Source organism: Gemmatimonadota bacterium (genome assembly GCA_039715185.1).
In the GTDB taxonomy this organism is placed as follows: Bacteria; Gemmatimonadota; Gemmatimonadetes; order Longimicrobiales; family RSA9; genus DATHRK01.
Genome location: JBDLIA010000005.1, coordinates 69,704 through 87,740 on the forward strand (window position 1 = coordinate 69,704; position 18,037 = coordinate 87,740).

Sequence of the window (18,037 nt, forward strand, 5' to 3'; positions counted from 1 at the left end):
AACCGACCAGCGGACGACATCGATAGATCGGCGTCGCCCGCCGGCGCCAGTCTACGCCTCTCCTGGTCGCAGCTGCGTCCTCGCCAGCACCGGAACCTGCTCGGCCTCGGGCTCGCGCTCGCCCGCAGGCCGACGATCGTACTCCTCGTCGGCCTGGCCGCCGCTTCCGCCCGTCCCGGTGGCGTCCACTTCGTCGGCGTAGGTGTAGTGGCCCCGGAACCAGTCGGCGAGGTCGTCGGTGATGGAGTACATCACGGGTACCAAGACCAGCGTCAGGAACGTGGCGAACAGGATCCCCACGATCACCGCGACCGCCATCGGACCCCACCACTTGGCCTGGATGCCGCCCCAGTACATCTCGGGACTGAGCGAACCGTACAGGCCGAAGAAGTCGAAGTTCAGCCCTATCGCCAGCGGCACCAGTCCGAGCGCCGTGGTGATCGCCGTCAGCACCACCGGCCGGAAGCGGGTCTTGCCGCCCACCACCAGCGCCTCGCGCCGGTCCATGCCCTCGCGCTCGCGCAGGATGTCGATGTAGTCGATCAGGATGATCGCGTTGTTGACGACGATGCCCGCGAGCGAGATCACTCCGACGCCGGTCATTATGATCCCGAACGGCATGCGGAAGATCATGAGGCCCACCAGCACTCCGACCGTCGACATGATGACCGAGGTCAGGATGATGAAAGGCTTGATCACCGAGTTGAACTGCGAGATCAGGATCAGCGCGATCAACGCCAGCGCGAAGAAGAACGCGGTCGTCAGGAACGCGGACGCCTCCGCCTGGTCCTCGGACTGGCCGCCGAAACGCAGCGAGTACCCCGCCGGCAGGTCCGCCGAGAAGTCGCTCACCACGCCGCGCACCTCCGCCAGCACGGCGTTGGTGTTCTGGCCCGCGGCGACGTCCGAGTTGATTGAAGCCACGCGGTCCAGGTCCTTGCGCAAGACAGCGCCGTAGCCGTCCTGCACCGACCAGGTGGCCAACGAGGTCAGGGGGATCTGCTGTCCGTCGGCGTCTACGGTCAGGTTGCGCAGCGACTCGAGGTCGGCCCGGTCCTCCTCGGCGAGTCGCACGACGATGTCGTACTCGTCGTCCGGCGTGCGGAACTTCGACGCCTCGATTCCCTGCACCGCCATGCGGATCGCGTTGCCGACCTCGCCGGTGGACAGGCCGTACAGCCCCGCGCGCGCGCGATCTATCTCCACGCGCAGCTCCGGCCGCGACTGGTCCAGATCGTTCTCCAGCCCCTGTAGCTTGACCGCTACCGGCGATGCTTCGATGAGCGCCATGGCGTCGTCGGCCAACCGCTCGAGCACCTCCGGGTCGGGGCCGACGATCTCCAGTGAAATGGGCTTGCCGCCGGTGCTGGGCCCGTTCTGCGGCTTGGTGACCGTGACGTCGGCGCCGGCGATGCCCCGCACGAGCGCCGCCTCCAGCTGACTCATCGTCTCGAACGCGTCGTACTCGCGATCCTGGTAGTCGATCAGGCTTACGCGGATGGTGCCGGCGTCCTGCCCACCGCCGCCGCGGCCGCCGCCACCGATCGTGGAGACCACGGATTCCTCGTCCACGGTGACGCCCGGGACGTCCCGCAGCCTGCCCTCCAGGCGCTCGGCCACGGAATTGGTGAAGCCGGCCGCGGTGCCCGTGGGAGCGTCCACCTGAACGATGATCTGATCGGGCGGAATGTCCTCGGGGAAATAGACCACGCCGGCGCTGAACGCACGGAAGGCAACCAGGGTCACGACGAAGACGCCCATCGTGCCGAGCACGATCTTCACCCGGTGGTCCAATGCCCAGCGCAACCTGTCTTCGTACCACTCGACCAGCAGCGGCAGAGCGTGCTCCTGGAACCAGCGCGTGGCGTGCTTGAGGAATGCGTGGTGAAGCAGGAACAGCCCAGCGACTGTGGACGCGAGCAGCACCGCGGCAATCGGATTCACCAAGAAGACGATCGCGGCGAAGAGCGCACCTGCCCCGATCAACGTCCAGCGCGCCGCCGGGCGCAGGGGCCGCACCTCCCGCGGACTGTGGTCGTGGACCGCGTCCACTCGCAGGAACAGCGCGCACAGCACCGGGATGATCACCAGCGCCACGAACAGCGAGCTCGACAAGGTGATGATCAGCGTCCGGGGCAGGAAGCCCATGAATTCGCCCACAATGCCCGGCCAGAAAAGCAGCGGCGCGAACGCGGCTACCGTCGTCGCGGTCGCTGCGATCACGGGTACCGCGACCTCGCCGACCGCCTTGCGGGCGGCGACGCTGCGCTCCCAGCCCTGCTCCATGTAGCGGTAGATGTTCTCCACCACGACGATCGCGTTGTCCACCAGCATCCCCAGCGCGAGGATGAGCGAGAACAGCACGACCATGTTCAGCGTCTGCCCCATCGCCCGCAGCAGGATGAAGGACAGGAACATGGACAGCGGGATGGATATGCCGACGAAGAACGACGTGCGCATCCCCAGGAAGAACAGCAGCACCCCGACGATCAGGATGAGCCCGGAGATGATGTTGTTCTCCAGGCTGCTCACCATCATGTGGATGTCCTCGGATGCGTCCGAGGTCACCTTGATGCTGGTGCTCGCCGGGAAAGCGGGCAGCATCTCGTCGATCGCGATCTTGACCGCGTCCGACGTCTGGATGATGTTCTCGCCGGTCCGCTTGATGACGTCCAGCGTGACCACCGACGCGCCGTCCAGGCGCGCGTAGCTGTCGCGCTCCTTGTAGTCGAACTCCACTGTGGCGATGTCGCGCAGGTAGATCGGCTGCCCGGCCCTCTCCAGCACGACGATGTCAGACAGGCCCGCGGGGTCGTCGAACTCCCCGTCCACGCGCACGAGGTACTTCATGGGGCCGACATCCACGCTGCCGCCCGGGATGTTCACGTTCTCGGAGCGAATCGCGTCGATCACGTCCTGGAAGGCTACGTCGTAGGCCTTGAGCTTGGCCAGGTCGATGTCGACCGACACCTCCCGTTCGAGGTCGCCTCGCAGCACCACCTCGAGAATGGAAGGGATCTGCTCCAGCTTGTCCTGCAGCGCCTCGCCCACATTCCGCAGCTGCGCCGCGCCGTACTGGCCCGACACGTTCACCTGCATGATCGGCTGCTCGGACAGGTTGAACTCGACGACGGCCGGCTCCTCCGCGTCGTCCGGCAGATCGGGCCGCGCCAGATCCACCTTTTCGCGCACCTGCGCGAGCGCGTCCTCGACGTCCAGGTCCGCGTCGAATTCGGCGGTGATGCTCGAGTAGCCCTCGATGGACGTGGACGTGAGCTCCTTGATGTCCGCGATCGTGTTGAGGTCCTCCTCGATCACGCGCGTGACGAGCTGCTCCACGTCGGAGGGCGACGCGCCCGTGTAGATCGTGTTGACGGCGATGAACGGGATCGTGATGTCCGGGTTGGACTCGCGCGGCAGCGCCCTGTACGAAAGCAGACCCAACACGCCGATGATCACCAGGAGCACGAGCGCGCTCGTCCGATGCCGGAGCGCCACGCTCGTCAGGAAGAACTCCTTGAACCTGGACAGCCGCTCCGGATCGTCCGGCTGACCGCCCAGAGCGTGCGCGTGCTGCTCGGACGGCTCGGGCCCACCGTGCCCGTTCGCCTTGTCGTTTCGCCTGAAGATCATTCGATCACCTCCGGGACCGATTCGGCCTCGGCCGACTCCTCGCCCCGATCCTCCACGATGGTCACGCGATCGCCGTCGGAAACGCGGTGCTGTCCGAGCACGATCACCAGGTCGCCCGCCTGCAGGCCGCTCTCGACCATGACCCGATCGGCCTCCGCCGCGCCGGTTTCGACCGGGCGCACCTCGGCCACCCAGCCCTCCGCACCGTCGGGCACTGCGACGTACACGACGAAGCCTTCCTCGTCGCGGATGAGCGCGTCCTGCGGCACCACGACCGCGGCGTCGAAGCTCCGCACGGGGAGCCTGATGTTGGCGCTCATCTCCGGCTTGTACGTGCCGGCCGGGTTCTCGACGCGCACCTCGATGGGGAACGTCCGACTACGGTCGTCCACCGCCGATCCCACGAAGGACACGACCCCGTCCACCTGGGTGCCAAGCACCTCGAAGAGGATCAACACTTCGCGTCCATTGGCCACGTCCGCGGCGAACCGCTCGGGCACACCGCCCACCACCTTGACGGGCGTCGTGTCCACGATCCTCGCGACCGGCGTTCCCGGCGCGACGTTGCTGCCGATCTCGATCATGCGGTCCTCCAGGAACCCCGCGAACGGGGCCCGCACGACGGTGCGCGCGAGTCGTTCTTCGAGCGTCGTCAGGTTGGCCGCGGCCTGCTCGGCCGCCGAACGCGCCTCCAGGTAGGCGATCTCCGAGCCGATCTTCTCCTCCTCCCAGAGCACCTTGCGGCGCTCATGGGTGGTCTGCGCCAGGTCCGCCGCCGCGCGCGCCTGCCGTACCTGAGCCGTGAGGACGCGATCGTCGATCTTGGCTATGGCCCGGCCGGCGCCGACGTGGGCGCCGCGATCCAGGTAGACCTGGCGAATCACGCCGGCTTCCTCGGCGGCGACGACCACGTCGCGGTTCGCCTCCACCTCGCCCGTCACCGTCACGTACTCCGTGAACGACTCGGCCAGCATCGGCAGGACGGCCACGTTGACGGCGCGTACGAACTCGGCTGCATCGACCGCGCCACCCGCGGAGCCGGTAGCGGCCTCTGCGTCGTCGGCCCCACCTCCACAGCCGGCGAGCGCGAAGGCGCCGCCGAGCACGAGGACCCCCGCAATCCTTCTATCTATGAACGACATCGCTTATCGCCTCCCCAGTCGGGTCGGAGGCAGCTCCAGAGGCTCCTCCGTGTCAACCAGCGGCACCACTCCCACCGCCTGGTCCAGTCGCGCACGGGCCACGAGGTAGTCGTAGGCCGCCTGCGCGTAGTTGAATTCGCTCTGCCGCAGGGCGAGCTCCGAGTCCGTTACCTCGAGTTGCCCGCTGATGCCCTCGCGGAATTGCGCCCGGGCGATCGAGAACCCCCGCTGCGCCTCCTGCACGGCTTCCCCCTGCGCCTGCGCTCGCTCGCGCGATTCGATCACCCGATCGTAGAGCGTGCGCACGTCGTTCTCGGCCTGGTCATAGGCCAGGTCATACGAGGTCTCCGCCAGCCTCAGCGCCGAGCGCTTCTGGTCGATGCGCGCCAGCCGCTGCGTGCCCTGGAAGATCGGCCACGAGACCTCCAGCCCGATCGCCGCGGTCTCCGCCCGCTGCCGCTCGCTCTCGCCGAAGAACGACAGCCCGCCGTCCTCCTGGGCACGCACGGAGTAGTTGCCGAACACCTTGATCCTGGGCAGGTATCCCACCTGCTCCACGCGCATCTCCGCTTTGCGGAGGTCGCGCGTCATCTCCAGGCGCTGCAGGTCCGCCCGCTGGCGACGCATGATGTCCAGCAGATCCTCCACCGGACGCGCCTCCGGCTGCTCGATGCCCGCCACCGACAGAGGCCCGCCGGCCGTGACGGCCGACACCGCTACGGTACCCGCCGGCCCGGCGTCCGCGCGCGCCAGCAGTCCGGGGTCGATCAGCGACCCGGCCACCTCGAGCGAATCGATCGCGTCCATGCCCATCTCGACAGCGAGCGTGCGCTTGGCGGCCGCCAGCGCGTCCTGGGCGCGGCGCACGTCGGGCTCGACGTTGTTGCGCTCGACGCGCAGCCGAAGCGCGTCGTATTCGGACGCGAGCCCCGCCTCGAAGAGCGCTTCGGTCTCCCTCAGCGTCTGCTCGATCCTGGCGAGGCTGTTGGCGCTCAGGCGTTCGGCCTCGCTGGCCAGCAATACGTCGAAGTAGGCGATCCGGGTGCGGGTCGCGACGTCGTGAGCGCGCACGCGCACGCCCATGTTCTGGACCTCGCGAAAGGTGCCGGCGGCGCCGGCTCCCACGATGACTTCGGGCTGAAAGAGGTTCTGCTCGGCGAGGGCGGTGAACGACCACTCGTTCTGCGAGCCGAACGGCACCGGGATGACCTCGTTCGGGTCGGCGTCCGGATTGAAGATGATCGCCGGCAGGAAGCCCTGCTGCCGGAGCACGTTTCTCGTGTAGCCGCTCGTCAACTCCAGGGTCGGGAGGAACGCCCCGTACGCCTCTCGCACCAGTCCTTCCGCGCTGCGCAGCTCGAGCCGCGCGGTCTTCAGGTCGCGATTGCTCTCGAGCGCGATCGCGATCGCCTCTTCAAGCGTAAGCACGCTTTTTTCTGGGGGAGCGCCGTCGTCCGTCGCTCCTGGGGCGCTCTGCCCCGGGGAACCGCGCCGAACGGTGGCGTCGGGCCGGAGCTGCGAGGGCGCGGCGCTCTGGGCGCTGGCGCCTGGGGCGTACGCCGTTATCAGCAGCGCGACGACGGAGGCCCGCCCCGCGCTTAGTAACTTGGTCATGAGGATGAAGTTCTCTTCTGAAGGAAGGAGGCGGCGGATTGCCGCGCGGCCCCATCCCGTGGCAACCAGCCTCGGTACAGGGAATCGATCGCCGCGTCCGCCAGCCGCTGAAACGCCTCCGCGTTTTCGACATCGTGGGACAGGTGCCCGGACAGGTACAGCGAAATCAGCCCGTGCAGGAGGCCCCAGGCTACCAGTGCCCCGTGTCGCGGCTCGGGGATCTCGAGCTCACCGACGGCCACCGCGCGCCGCAGCAGCTCGGTGATGAAATCAAAGGACTCGTGGTCCGGCATGGCCTCGTGTTCGGGCTCCGGACAGTCCACCATCCGAGCGACCCCGGGGATCTCGAACACCACCCTGAAGTGTGCGGTGTTCTCCATCGCCCAGCGCACATAGGCGTAGCCCGTGGCGCGGTGTTGCTCCGCGGGGGTCGCCTCCGGTCCCGCCTCCGCGAGTGCCCGCCGCATGTACTTGAGCAGCAGGTTCATCGCCTCCGACACCAGGTTCCGGATCAGATCGTCCTTGTCCCGGAAGTACAGGTAGATGGTGCCCGGCGAATACTCGATCTTCTTGGCGATGGATCGCATCGAAAGCGCGTCCAGCCCGCCCTCGGAAAGCAGGTCGCGCGCCGCCTCCAGGATGGTCGTCCGGAGGCTCTCGCGCTCGCGCTCCCGTCGTTCCGCAATGCCCATAAACGTCGTTCCCGTGTTAAACGTAGACCAACAACTTAACACCGTTCAGCAACGGCGCAAAGCTATACTCCCCGAAAGGAGCGGCCTACGTTCGATCGTCCCTATTCCGTGCGGAGATCCGCCCTGCACGACGATGCGCGACGACGGACCCTCGAGACGAACTACGGGTTTGACCCGCCCAGTGTTTCAATCGTTGTATTTCGGTGTTTCTTCGGCCTGGCCAGGAGAGCCGGCCTGGCGAGTTCCTCGTAGAAGGCCAGCCGCTCCTCGAGGATGGCGATCCTGGCCTCCGCGGAGCCCAACCGCTTGCGCGATAGTTGCAGGTGTTCGGACACCAGCTCCTTGAGAACCGCTACGGTGACCGCGCCGTCCCCCAGGCGCGGTCCGAGCGCGGAAATGAGCGGCCGGCACACGATCGCTCCGGCGAGACCCACGATCGCCCCAGCGACGAGAAACTCGGCAAGGAAAAGCGAAAAGAATTGCATGATTCTACTTTACTACACAAAGTACTTGTGTCAAGCGTGTTCTTTTCTAGCCTTGCAGAGGTCGTGCCGGAGCTAGTGTACCGTTGCAGAAGTCCGCGCCGGCACGCCTAGTCGCCGCCCGCCGCCCTGTCCAACGCGGCCGTCAGCACATCGGCGCCCGCCTCGGTGATGAGCGCGTCGTCCTCGATGCGTACGCCCACGCCCCTCAACTCGGGGGGCGCCGTTGGATGGTCCAGCGGAACGTACAAGCCGGGCTCCACGGTCAGCACCATCCCCGGCTCGAGCGGCACGGGGCCGCTCGGCGTCGCGTAGTCGCCCACGTCGTGAACTTCCAGCCCCAGCCAGTGAGAGGTGCGGTGCGGGATGATGTCACGGTGCTCCGCCGCGTCGCCCCCGGTGGCCCGCTCTTCGGGCAGCAACCCGAGCGCCGCGGCACCCTCGAGCAGCACGGCCAGGGCGGCGTCGTGCACGGACTGCTCGCTCTCCCCCGGCCGGCACGCGGTTATGGCCGCCCGCTGCGCGCGAACCACGATCTCGTGCATCTCGGCCGCCGCTCCGCCGAGCGCTCCGCCGACCGCCCAGGTGCGCGTCACGTCCGCCGCGTACAGGTCCAACTGCGCCCCGGCGTCGATCAGCACGAACTCGCCGTCGGCGAGGCGCGCGGAGTTGCGCGTGTAGTGCAGCACGACCGCGTTCGCCCCGCCCGCGACTATCGTCTCGAACGCCGGGCCGGCCGCACCGCGCGACCGGAACCCGGCCTCGAGCGGCGCCTGTACCTGCCACTCTCCGGCGCCGGGCCGGATCGCCAGTCGGGCCTCCTCGAACGCCTCGGCGGTCACCCGCGCGGCGCGGCGGATTCGCTCGACCTCGCGGACCGATTTCACCCGTCGCAGGGGGTCCAGGAGATGGCCCGGGTCCGCCACCGCCCGCAGGCCGACGCCGCCCCGCTGACGGGCCTTGCGGTTGCGCGCGAGACCGGCCAGAACGGCCCGGTCGGTACCTTCTCCGACGCCCATGCGGTAGTACGCCCGGTCCAGCCGTCCGAACGCCTTGGCGAGGTGCGACTCGAGCTCGTCCAACGGCAGGGTGGCGTCGGCGCCGAAGACGCCGCCCGCCTCTTCCGGGCCAACGCCGGGCCCGTGCCAGCGCTCGACTTCCGGATCGCGCGGGGCCACGAAGAGTCGGTACGGCGCCTCGCTGTCGGTCGGGTCGATCACCGCAACGGCGCCCGCGTCTCGCCAGCCCGTCAGGTAGTACAGCTCAGGGTCGGGCCGATAGCGCAACTCGCCGTCGCGGCCGAAGCGCAACTGCGGAGCCGCGGGCAGGATCAGCGCGGCGCGATCGCCCAGGGCTCCCGAGATCCGCTCGCGACGGTCCAGGAACTCCGCGAGGTCGTCGCCGTCGGGGGCCGGGCTGGCGGGAGAAAGGTTCTTGTCCACGCTTTTCATGTCGTCGCCGGCCGAAGGTCACCGGTGGCCGAAGGGGCGCGGGCACGCCGCCGACCTTTTCGCGTGAGGATAGGTCGGGGCCCTGATGAGGGGAAGCCCGGGGGGAGACAGGGAATCCGGGAGGAGATCCCTGCCGCCCGCACCGGGCCGGTCGCGTGAAGCTGAAGGAGGGCGGTTCCCGTACTACCTCGGACGCTTACATCGGGAGCCAGTATGTCAGTTTCACGGCGAGGACGTTCTCTCCTTCCGCCCGCACGGCGTCTCCGAGTTCACCAAAGCCGACGGCGGATCCGGCATCACTGTCAGCGGACCGGTTCTGCTGCCACACCACGAACAGCGTGCTTCCAGGTCGCCACTCCCAGCGAAGAACGGCATTGCTGCGGAAGGAGAGTATGTTGAAGTCGGGGTTGTCGAGCGTGAACTCGTCCGCCCCGTCCTGAATGAGTAGGGAGCCGTCCTCCTGCTCCACGGCGGCAATGTCGTCCCCGTAGAACAGCAGGTCGGAGGTGCGCGGCGCGGACAGCTCGCCGGGCCGCAGAAAATCGCCCGACGCCGCGAACGGCTCGGCGTACAACTCGACGCTCAGATCCGGCGACAGGCCTACGTTGGCTCTCAGCTGAGCCGCTATCTCATCCTGCTGGACCGCGCTGAAGACGTACCGACTGCCGAAGGTCTCGGCGCGGCCGCCCTCGAAGGTGTCCACGAACTGCCGCGAGTTCTCCCACGAAGCGAAGCGCGGATTCACCTGCACCTCGAGGCGATCGGACAGCCTGCTCCTGAACCGTAGCCCGATGCGGTAGCCGCCGCCGCCCAATTCGTCGCCGAAGGTCCGGACGCCCAGCCCGTAGCGGGTGTCGTGGTTGAAGTTGCTGTCGAAGGACGTGTCCAGGGTCCAATTGCGCGGCCGCAGCATGAGGGGTCCGCCCCGGGTCTGCGTGTCGCTCTGCGAGTCGAGATTGGTCGAGTACTGCACGCGGCTGAACCAGAAGTTGCTCCACTGCGCCCACGCGCTCGCCATCATCCAGGTCTGGATGCGCTCGCCGCCGAAATTCCAGCCGTTGTTGACGCCCGTTTCCAGCTCCCACTGGCGGAAGAGCTTGCCCGGGTCGGTGCTCCGGTAGCGGACGAAGGCCCACTGCCAGACCCGATCGGGATCCGTGAGCCGGCCCAGGTCGTTGATCTCGAAGGAGGGCGAGTTGACCCACACGCCGCCGTTGTAGCGGAGGCGGCCGCTCTCCTTGTTGCCCCTCAGCGCGGCGGACCAGCCCGACATGGACGTGGCCAGCGGGTCTACCTCGACGTGGTCCTGATCCGGGCGCTGGAACGCGTGTATCCGGTTGGTCTGGATGTTGTTGATCGTCGCGGCGTCGCCGGACACGTGGCTGAAGTTGAAATGGCCCCACATGTTGTACGCGCCGCCCGAGAATCGGCGATTGAAGTCGACGCCCCCGGTGTACGCACGCTCGGGCGTCGCGCCGTAGAGAGGGTCTTCCTCGTCCAGCTCGCCCAGGTCGCGGCTCACCGCCGTGAGCATCATGCCAACCGTCGACGCGTCCTCGCCGAGCTGCTGATTCAGGCGCAGAACGCCCACGGCCGTACGTGGCTCTACCCGGAATTCGCTCGTCTCGCCGGTGCCGGAGTCGAACACCGACGCCATTTCCTGGTCGGTCACCGCGGCGAGGGCGCCCACGGTCAGGCCGGACTCGAGCCGGCCGGTCAGCTTCGCGGCGCCCAGGATGCTGGTCGTGCTCGGGACGTCCGTGAAGTCGCCGTCGACGCTGCCGCTGGGCGGCTCGCCGATGCGCCGCGAGAAGTAGAGACTCGACCCCTCGGTATCGAAGTTCTGCGCGCCCTCGATGAAGAACTGGCGGCGCTCGTCGAAGAAGGTCTCAAAGCCCGATAGGTTGACCACCGCCGGATCCGCCTCGACCTGGCCGAAGTCGGGGTTCAGCGTCGCGTCGAGGGTCAGGTTCGGGCCGAGCCCCATCTTCACGTCGACGCCCACGCGGCCGGTCGCATCGTTTGCATCGACGAAGGGGTTGGCGGCGTCGAACGCGCCGTCGCTCCTGAAAGTCGCCTCGCTGGCTGCGTAAGGCAGGATCTCCAATCTGCGCGACGGCTCCAGCCCGTCGATTCCTTCCAGATTGCCCATGCGCGACGACCAGCCGGTCTCCTCGCGATCGACGAGCACCCAGTACAGGTCCTCGTTGGTCTCCGGGATGAACCGGTTGATGTTCAGGCCCCAGGACTGCCGATCGCCCGCGTTGAAGCGCAACTGGGAGATCGGAATGCGCATCTCCACCGTCCAGCCGAACTCCGGATCCAGCGCGGTGCGAGCCTGCCACACGGGGTCGAACGTCCGATCGCGGCTGAACTCGTTGTCGCTGGGGTGATACCAGTCGAGGCGCACCCCCGCGGCGGTAACCGCGAACGTGTACGCGGTACGATCGTCCTGGTACGTATCGAGCGAGAACATCACCCGCTCGACGTTGCCACCCTCATCGCGACGCGTGAGGCGGCGCCCGAGCGCCGTCGGGTCCTGGACCTGCATGCGCGCGCCTATCCACAGCGCGTCGTCGTCATACAGGAAGGCGACCTCGGTACGGACCGAGGGCTCGGCGCCCTGGACGGGCTCCTTCTGGACGAAATCGTCGAACCAACGAGCGGCGGCCCACGCGTCTTCGGACAGGCCTCCGTCCAAGTCGATCTCGCCTCCGACGCGAACCGCATGGGCCTGCTTGAGTCGATCATCCAGGCCGCCGTCCCCGCCACCCGGCGACTGCGCCGCGGCCAAGGCCGGCAGGAGCAAGACCGTAAGGACACCGAGGGCGCCCCGCGCGGTCGACGAAAGCCGAACCGCGGCGCGCGGGAAGGGAGATCGGGATCGTTCTTCCGTGTCTACCATTCGCGTCAGTTTCCGGGGTCTCTCCTGCGTGACGACTTCACGGTACGAGCTGGGGCGTGAAGGGCGGTCCAGATCCAGCCATGGTTGTGTATGGGAGTTGTCAGGGCTTTGTGGACCCGGCGGGGGGCGTGGCACCGAGGCGAGTCCGGGCGTAGACTGCGGCGGGCGTGGCACGGCCTTTTTCAAAGGCGCCGATTCGAAGCCGGGGAGAGCATATGGTGGAGCGCACGAAGGCGCGGCTCGAGGTTGGGGTGGTGGCGGTGCTGTTCGGATTGTTGGTGGGCGCGTGCGGTGGCGATGATGGAGGCTTCGATCCGCCTCCGCCGGCGGCTGGAGACGGCGTGGCGTTCAACTACTCCGGCGACCGCGCGGGGACGTTCGAGGCCGCCGGGAATCCGGCCATCGCGAACGGTCAGATCGCGCCCGGCACGTGGGCGGCCGCGCTGAGCACGGACACCGGCTTCGTCCTCGTCGGCTCGCGCTCCGCGAGCCTGCCGTTGGTCGACCTCTTCTTCCTGACCGTGCCCTCTCCCGTCCTTGGCGGCTCGACGGACTTTGGCGGGGTCGCGGGAGGCGTTGGGGTCGTGGCGTTCGACTTCGACGCGAGCGTGGGGCTGGATCCCGACTCGATTCTGGCCGCGATCAACCCGACGGACGTGTACGTCATGTCGGAGGGAGTCCTGACGCTCAATACGCTGTCGTCCAGCCGAGCCACCGGGACCGTCGTGGCGTCGGGCCCGCGCTTTGACGCAGGGCCGCGCCTGTTCGTGGAGAGCGGGTCGTTCGACGTGCCCGTCGTAGACGGCGCGGTGCTCGGCGTGGTGGCGGCCAGGCTGGCCCTGGAGGCCCGCGACAGAGTGCAATAGGGCTGGTAGGCCCCTCAGAGAGCGTCGGGGTCTTCCCAATCCCAGGTCTGCTCGAAGTGCCTCCGCTCGGCATCGGCGATCTCCTCGAGATCGAGCGGGCCGGGCGCGTCAATCTCCTCTCCCCTCTCCATGGCGGCGATCTGGGCATCGGTCAGCCCTCGGGAGACACGCCTTCGGCGCAACGAAGCGACGCCGGCGCCGATCACGATGATCGCCAACGTCGGCCACAGAAGGCTCACGGCACGCGGCCCTCGGCTGGAGGGGTGAGCGAATCCGGCGGCGGTCGTCTGCGAGCCCTCCGCGCGGCCTCCTCGGCGCGCCGCGCCGCCTGAGCTTGGACCTGGGTTCGCAGGATCGCGCGCCGGCGCTCCGAATCGAGCGCCGAGGGGAGGGGCAGCGACAGCACCCGGCTGGCCTCGAACCGGCCATCGCCGTCGGCGTCCCACACCTCGCGCTCGATGACGTCGTTTCCGTCCAGGTCTTCCAGTCTGGTGCGCACCGCCTGGCCTACGCTCACGAGGTAGGCGCGCCCGCCGTCGTCCGAAAGCAGAAAGCGCACCAGCACGGCGTGCTCCCGACGTCCGTCCGCGCACGTCGAGAGATACTCGGCCCGAGGCACCAGACGCGCGGAATCGGGCAGCCCGAAACCCGAGACCCGGGTACTCACCGGCCCCATCACCGCTTCTACGTGGTCTACGCCCCGCGACGGGTCCGGGGCCACGACCAGGCGCAGCACGCCGGTGTATTCCGCGTCCCCCTCCGACGTGAGGCGGTAGAACAGGCGCAGGTCGCGCGGGTTTGAGGCCGGCGGCCACGCGGGCCTGAAACGGGGCACCGAGTCGGGATCCAGGGCGCACTCCACCCGCAATCGGACCGGCTCCAGCCACAGCGTGTCCGCCGCGGTTACGCGTATCGGCGCTGCGCCCGCGCGGACCTCGACCGGGCGTATCGCGACGTCTCGAAGGACGAGAGCCGCGTCGCCTTCCGACTCGACGCTCAGGGTTCGTGCGGGCGCCGAATCGGCTCGCTCCGCCCTTCCCGCGCCGATGTCATGCAAGCGGTACGAGGCCGGAACGCCGAGGCGCAATCCGGAAACGCGCGTGGCGCGGCCCCCGGTCGAACGAACCGCCAACATCAGCGGGACCCTGGGCGGCCCGGGCGGCGCCGTCGAGTCGGGGGTCTCGATCGTGTCCGGGCGCTCGCGGAACGCGGCGGCGTCCAGCCGCACCTCCCGCGAGGCGGTGCCATCGGCGCCGGCGATCACGAGCTCGAGCGCGGCGTCGGGGCCGCCCGCACCGGGCGCGACCACGAAGGTTATGGCCACGAGCGCGCCCACGGCGGCGACGAGGACGACGGAGCGGCGGCTCGGCGGCCGCTGGCGGCGGGGAGCTGGCATCGATCAGGCCGCCACGTACTTCAAGCCGGACCCGGTATTGAACAGGACGATCTCGGATGCGGGCGACAGGACATGGGCGGCGACCAGGGCGCGCGCGGCCGCCCACGTGGCGCCCCCCTCCGGGCATGCGAACACGCCCGTCGCGGACCCTATCTCGAGCACCCCTCGCTCCATGTCTGCGTCCGACACCGCAACGGCGCGCCCGCCCGAGTCGCGCAGCGCGCGCAGGATCAGGAAGTCCCCCACCGCGCGGGGCACGCGCAGTCCGTTGGCGCGCGTGGTCGCCTCACCGGTCCACGGCTCGGCGACCTCGAGGCCCGCGTCGAACGCGCGCACGATGGGCGCGCACGTCTCCGACTGCACGGATATCATCATGGGCCGTCGGCGATCGATCCAGCCCAGGGATTCCATCTCGTCGAACGCCTTCCACATGCCCACCAGGCCGGTACCGCCGCCGGTCGGATACACGATCGCGTCGGGCAGACGGCCGCCGAGCTGCTCGAAGAGCTCGTAGCCCATGGTCTTCTTGCCCTCTACCCGGTACGGCTCTTTCAGCGTGGAAAGGTCGAACCAGCCGTTTGCGGCGACTCCATCGGCCACGACCGCCGCGGCGTCAGTTATCAGACCGGGTACCAGCCGCAGATCGGCCCCCAGGGCCTGGATCTCCTGCAGAATGGGCGTGGGCGTGTCCTCGGGGACGACGACGTGTGCCTCCAGCCCCGCAGCCGCCGCGTAGGCCGCCGTGGCCGACCCTGCGTTCCCCGCGGACGGAATGGCCAGCGCGCTCACGCCGAGCTCCAGCGCCCGCGACACCGCCAGCGAGAGCCCGCGCGCCTTGAACGAACCGGTGGGATTCTGCCCCTCGTCCTTGACCCACACCCGGCCCAGGCCGAGGGCGGAGGCCAGCCCCCCGGCGTCTATCAGCGGCGTGAATCCCTCCCCCAGGGTGATGCGACACGCTGGGCTCCGCACCGGCAGCACCTCCGCGTAACGCCACAGGTCGGGACCGCGCCCCACCAGGTCCGCGGGGCTCATCAGCCCGGGTTCGAGGCGATACCGCGGGTAGAGCGGTTTGGCGCAACACCGGGACAACCCCTGGAGCTGCTCCGTCGGGTACTCGCGCCCGCAAAGCGTGCACTCGAGAGCCGCGGCCCCGGCGGCGGCGGAGTCGGCGGCGAGGTCGGTGTGTAGGGAAGCTGTCACGGTCTCTCGTTCGCTGTGGCGTCGTTTGCAGGATCCCGACGGACGTACGATGGTACTTTTTGAAGCGCGGGGCGTAGTCCCCGGGCGAAGATAGAGCCTCGGCAACCATCCGGCCTCCCCGGCGCATCGCATGGGCGCTAATGAGGAGGTCCCCAGACTCCGACGGCATGGAAGACGGACAGCTCATAGAGCTCGCGAAGGCGGGCGATGACCTGGCGATGACGGATCTGTATCATCGCTACTCGGCGCACGTGTACGCCGTGGTGCGCCGCATCGCCGGTGAGGACGCGCTCGCCGAGGATTGGTCGCAGGAGGCGTGGGTACGCGTGTTCCGCGCGCTGCCGGGCTTCCGCGGGCAGTCGAAGTTCAGCACCTGGCTGCATCGCATCGCCGTCAACAGCGCCCTGCAAGGGCGCCGCAAGGTGATGCGGCACGTGGATCGGGAGGTCCAGTTGCAGCCGGTGCTGGCGGCGTCGGATTCGCCGCGTCAGCACGTATTCCTCCGCGCACGGCTGGAGCGCGCCATCGAGCGGCTGCCCGACCGGATGCGTCAGGTGCTGGTGCTGCACGACATCGAGGGCTATACGCACGAGGAAATCGGCGACCTGCTCGGCGTGACGTCGGGCACGAGCAAGAGTCAGTTGTTCAAAGCGCGCGCGCGCATGCGCGAAGTACTGCGGCCCGTGCGCGAGGAGAGCAATGGAGTGGAAGCATATGCAACATTTGACTGACGAGGTACTAGCACGCCTGGTCGACGAAACGGCCTCTCCGGCGGAGTCGGATCACCTGGAGGGTTGCGACCGGTGCTCGCAGGTTCTTGCGGAGCTGCGGCGACAGACGGCCGCGTTGGCCGCGCTTCCGCCGCTCGATCCGCCGGCGGACGAATGGAGCCGCGTCCAGGCGCGCCTGGGGACGGAGGGGCTCATCCGCACCGAAACGCCAGCGCGCGCCGTGCGTGCCCCGTGGGCGAGTGGGATCGCCGCCGCCGCGGCTCTGGTCGCCTTCCTTCTGGGCGGACTCGGCGGCTTCGCCGTGCGCGGCGCGGACTCCGAGCCCGAGGGACAGTCGGCGCTACCTCGCGTCACCACCGTACGGCCGAGCGGCACGCTCACACCCGTCAGCCTGGACGAGGCCGCGGGCGACGTCCAGATCGCCGAGGCGCAATACCTGAGCGCGCTGGACAGGTACAATGAGCTGGCCGGGGCCCAGGTCGAGACGGGCGATCCGCTGGCGCGGCTCGCGGCCCTGGAGTCGATCGTCGCCTCCTCCCGCGCGGCCTTGAACGAGGCGCCGTACGACCCGGTGTTCAACGGCTGGTACCTGAACGCCACGTCGCAGCGCAACGCGATGTTCAGGCAGATGTCCACCCAGGACGCGGACCCGTGGTACTGAGCACGCCTTCCTCGTATCGCGGTCACGCCCGACTCCTGGGGCGTATCGCGAGCGCGGTCGCGGCGCTGGTTCTGGCCGCGGCGCAGGGCGTCGTGGCGCAACGCTCGGGCGACGTGGTCGTGCGCATCCCTGCCGCGCAGGATTCCCGCGGCTGGTTCGGTTTCTCGTTCAGCGTGGAGAGGACCGACGCACCGGGCACCCGGGCCGAGAGTATGGTCGCCGTCGAATCGGTCGTGCAGGGCTCGCCCGCGGCGCGCGGTGGCCTGCGCGGAGGCGACATCCTGCTGCTGCTCGCGGGCCGGCCGGTAAGCCGGGACTGGATGGACGGAGTAGCGCGCGGCGTGCGCGCGGGCGACACGCTGCACGTGCGCGTGCGCCGGGATGGTGGCGTGAGGGATCTCGCGCTCGTGGCGGCGCGCCGGCCGCACGCCGTCTACATGGTCCGGGACCAGGGCGTGCTGCGACCCTACCTGCCCGACTCGCTCCAGCTGCGCGTGCGCATGACCTTCGATTCCATCCGCGCGAACCTGGGAGAGGTGCGGCTTTCCGTCGGCGACCGTGCGCCGGGAGCAACCGCAGAGCTGATCATACGCGACGCGGTGGGCGAGGAGCGCCGCATTCGGGTTCCGCGCGCCGAGGCCGAGGTCGTCATGCGCAACCTGCGCGCGGCCTTGAACCGCCAGCGAGCCCTCGCTCCCACCGAAGTGAGAATCGAGAACCTCCGTCAGGGCGCGGAGGAACTACGATGGGTGCTGGAGGACCTCGAGCGCGTGCGGCAGGAGAGCCGTCCGGACACCTCGCGGATCTGGATACGGCGCGGATCCGACTCGGCCTTCGCTTTCAGAGCGGCGCCACCCGCGCGACGCGGGTTGTCCGTCATGGTCAACGCCGGACTCGGCGTCGCCGGGGCGGAGTTCGTGCTGCTCAAGCCCGAGATGAGCCCCTATTTCGGAGTCGACACCGGGCTGCTGGTCGTACGCGTGGGCGTGGGCACGCCCGCCCACCGGGCCGGCCTCCAGGCCGGCGATGTCGTGATCTCCGCGGCCGGACGCAGGCCCGGATCGGTCGCCGACCTCTCGGCCGCGTTGGCCGCGGCGAGCGGAGATGGCCTCCCGGTGGAGGTGATTCGCAAGCAAACGCGACGCCGTCTCCGCATACCCGGGCCCTAGTGTGCCGGCGCGGAAGTCCCGTGTGCACCGAGGCGCGTGATGCGCCCGCGGGGCAAGGCGGAACGACGCGCCGTAGCCGTCGCTACGGCAAG

14 protein-coding genes are annotated in these 18,037 nt (G+C 68.9%); 4 read left to right on the forward strand and 10 right to left on the reverse strand.

The genetic code is table 11. From position 1 onward, the window contains the following. Positions 1-51: 51 nt before the first annotated feature. The 7 genes from ABFS34_02035 to ABFS34_02065 all read right to left on the reverse strand — a co-directional run bounded on the left by ABFS34_02035 (position 52) and on the right by ABFS34_02065 (position 11,823). Positions 52-3,633: an efflux RND transporter permease subunit gene (locus tag ABFS34_02035; GenBank protein ID MEN8374208.1), complete on the reverse strand. Its 3,582-nt coding sequence runs from the start codon at positions 3,631-3,633 to the stop codon at positions 52-54. Beyond that, positions 3,630-4,775 carry an efflux RND transporter periplasmic adaptor subunit gene (locus ABFS34_02040; protein MEN8374209.1) on the reverse strand — a complete coding sequence of 382 codons (1,146 nt, stop codon included), beginning with the start codon at positions 4,773-4,775 and terminating at the stop codon, positions 3,630-3,632. The genes ABFS34_02035 and ABFS34_02040 overlap by 4 nt, the downstream gene beginning before the upstream one ends. 3 nt (positions 4,776-4,778) lie before the next feature. Then, the gene (locus ABFS34_02045) at positions 4,779-6,203 is read right to left on the reverse strand and encodes a TolC family protein (GenBank protein MEN8374210.1); all 1,425 of its coding nucleotides are present in this window, start codon (positions 6,201-6,203) and stop codon (positions 4,779-4,781) included. A gap of 182 nt (positions 6,204-6,385) precedes the next feature. Further along, the gene (locus ABFS34_02050) at positions 6,386-7,081 is read right to left on the reverse strand and encodes a TetR/AcrR family transcriptional regulator (GenBank protein ID MEN8374211.1); all 696 of its coding nucleotides are present in this window, start codon (positions 7,079-7,081) and stop codon (positions 6,386-6,388) included. A 161-nt stretch (positions 7,082-7,242) separates the two neighbouring features. Further along, entirely contained in the window at positions 7,243-7,566 is a 324-nt protein-coding gene (locus ABFS34_02055) for a hypothetical protein (GenBank protein MEN8374212.1), read from the reverse strand. Positions 7,567-7,673: 107 nt separating this feature from the next. Beyond that, the gene (locus ABFS34_02060; GenBank protein MEN8374213.1) at positions 7,674-9,014 is read right to left on the reverse strand and encodes an aminopeptidase P N-terminal domain-containing protein; all 1,341 of its coding nucleotides are present in this window, start codon (positions 9,012-9,014) and stop codon (positions 7,674-7,676) included. Between the two features lie 196 nt (positions 9,015-9,210). Further along, a complete protein-coding gene (locus ABFS34_02065; GenBank protein MEN8374214.1) occupies positions 9,211-11,823 on the reverse strand; it encodes a DUF5916 domain-containing protein in 2,613 nt (870 codons plus the stop codon). Between the two features lie 311 nt (positions 11,824-12,134). Here ABFS34_02065 and ABFS34_02070 point away from each other — a divergent pair, with 311 nt between their 5' ends. Then, positions 12,135-12,785: a hypothetical protein gene (locus tag ABFS34_02070; GenBank protein ID MEN8374215.1), complete on the forward strand. Its 651-nt coding sequence runs from the start codon at positions 12,135-12,137 to the stop codon at positions 12,783-12,785. A 14-nt stretch (positions 12,786-12,799) separates the two neighbouring features. On the opposite strand, the gene ABFS34_02075 is transcribed toward ABFS34_02070, so the two are convergent. Genes ABFS34_02075 through ABFS34_02085 form a run of 3 tightly spaced genes read right to left on the reverse strand, consistent with a single transcriptional unit; the run spans position 12,800 to position 15,384 of the window. Continuing rightward, entirely contained in the window at positions 12,800-13,024 is a 225-nt protein-coding gene (locus tag ABFS34_02075; protein MEN8374216.1) for a hypothetical protein, read from the reverse strand. Beyond that, on the reverse strand, positions 13,021-14,181 hold the full coding sequence (locus ABFS34_02080) for a hypothetical protein (protein MEN8374217.1): 1,161 nt from the start codon (positions 14,179-14,181) through the stop codon (positions 13,021-13,023). Before ABFS34_02080 ends, ABFS34_02075 begins: the two co-directional genes overlap by 4 nt. 3 nt (positions 14,182-14,184) lie before the next feature. Beyond that, positions 14,185-15,384: a threonine synthase gene (locus tag ABFS34_02085; GenBank protein MEN8374218.1), complete on the reverse strand. Its 1,200-nt coding sequence runs from the start codon at positions 15,382-15,384 to the stop codon at positions 14,185-14,187. A gap of 140 nt (positions 15,385-15,524) precedes the next feature. Between ABFS34_02085 and ABFS34_02090 the strand changes: the two genes are divergently transcribed. The 3 genes from ABFS34_02090 to ABFS34_02100 are packed head-to-tail and all read left to right on the forward strand — an operon-like array spanning position 15,525 to position 17,945. Then, on the forward strand, positions 15,525-16,115 hold the full coding sequence (locus ABFS34_02090; GenBank protein MEN8374219.1) for a sigma-70 family RNA polymerase sigma factor: 591 nt from the start codon (positions 15,525-15,527) through the stop codon (positions 16,113-16,115). Continuing rightward, complete coding sequence (locus tag ABFS34_02095) at positions 16,099-16,776, forward strand: hypothetical protein (protein ID MEN8374220.1); 678 nt, start codon at positions 16,099-16,101, stop codon at positions 16,774-16,776. The genes ABFS34_02090 and ABFS34_02095 overlap by 17 nt, the downstream gene beginning before the upstream one ends. Beyond that, positions 16,767-17,945, forward strand: a complete 1,179-nt coding sequence (locus tag ABFS34_02100; GenBank protein MEN8374221.1) for a PDZ domain-containing protein — start codon at positions 16,767-16,769, stop codon at positions 17,943-17,945. Before ABFS34_02095 ends, ABFS34_02100 begins: the two co-directional genes overlap by 10 nt. Positions 17,946-18,037 lie beyond the last annotated feature (92 nt).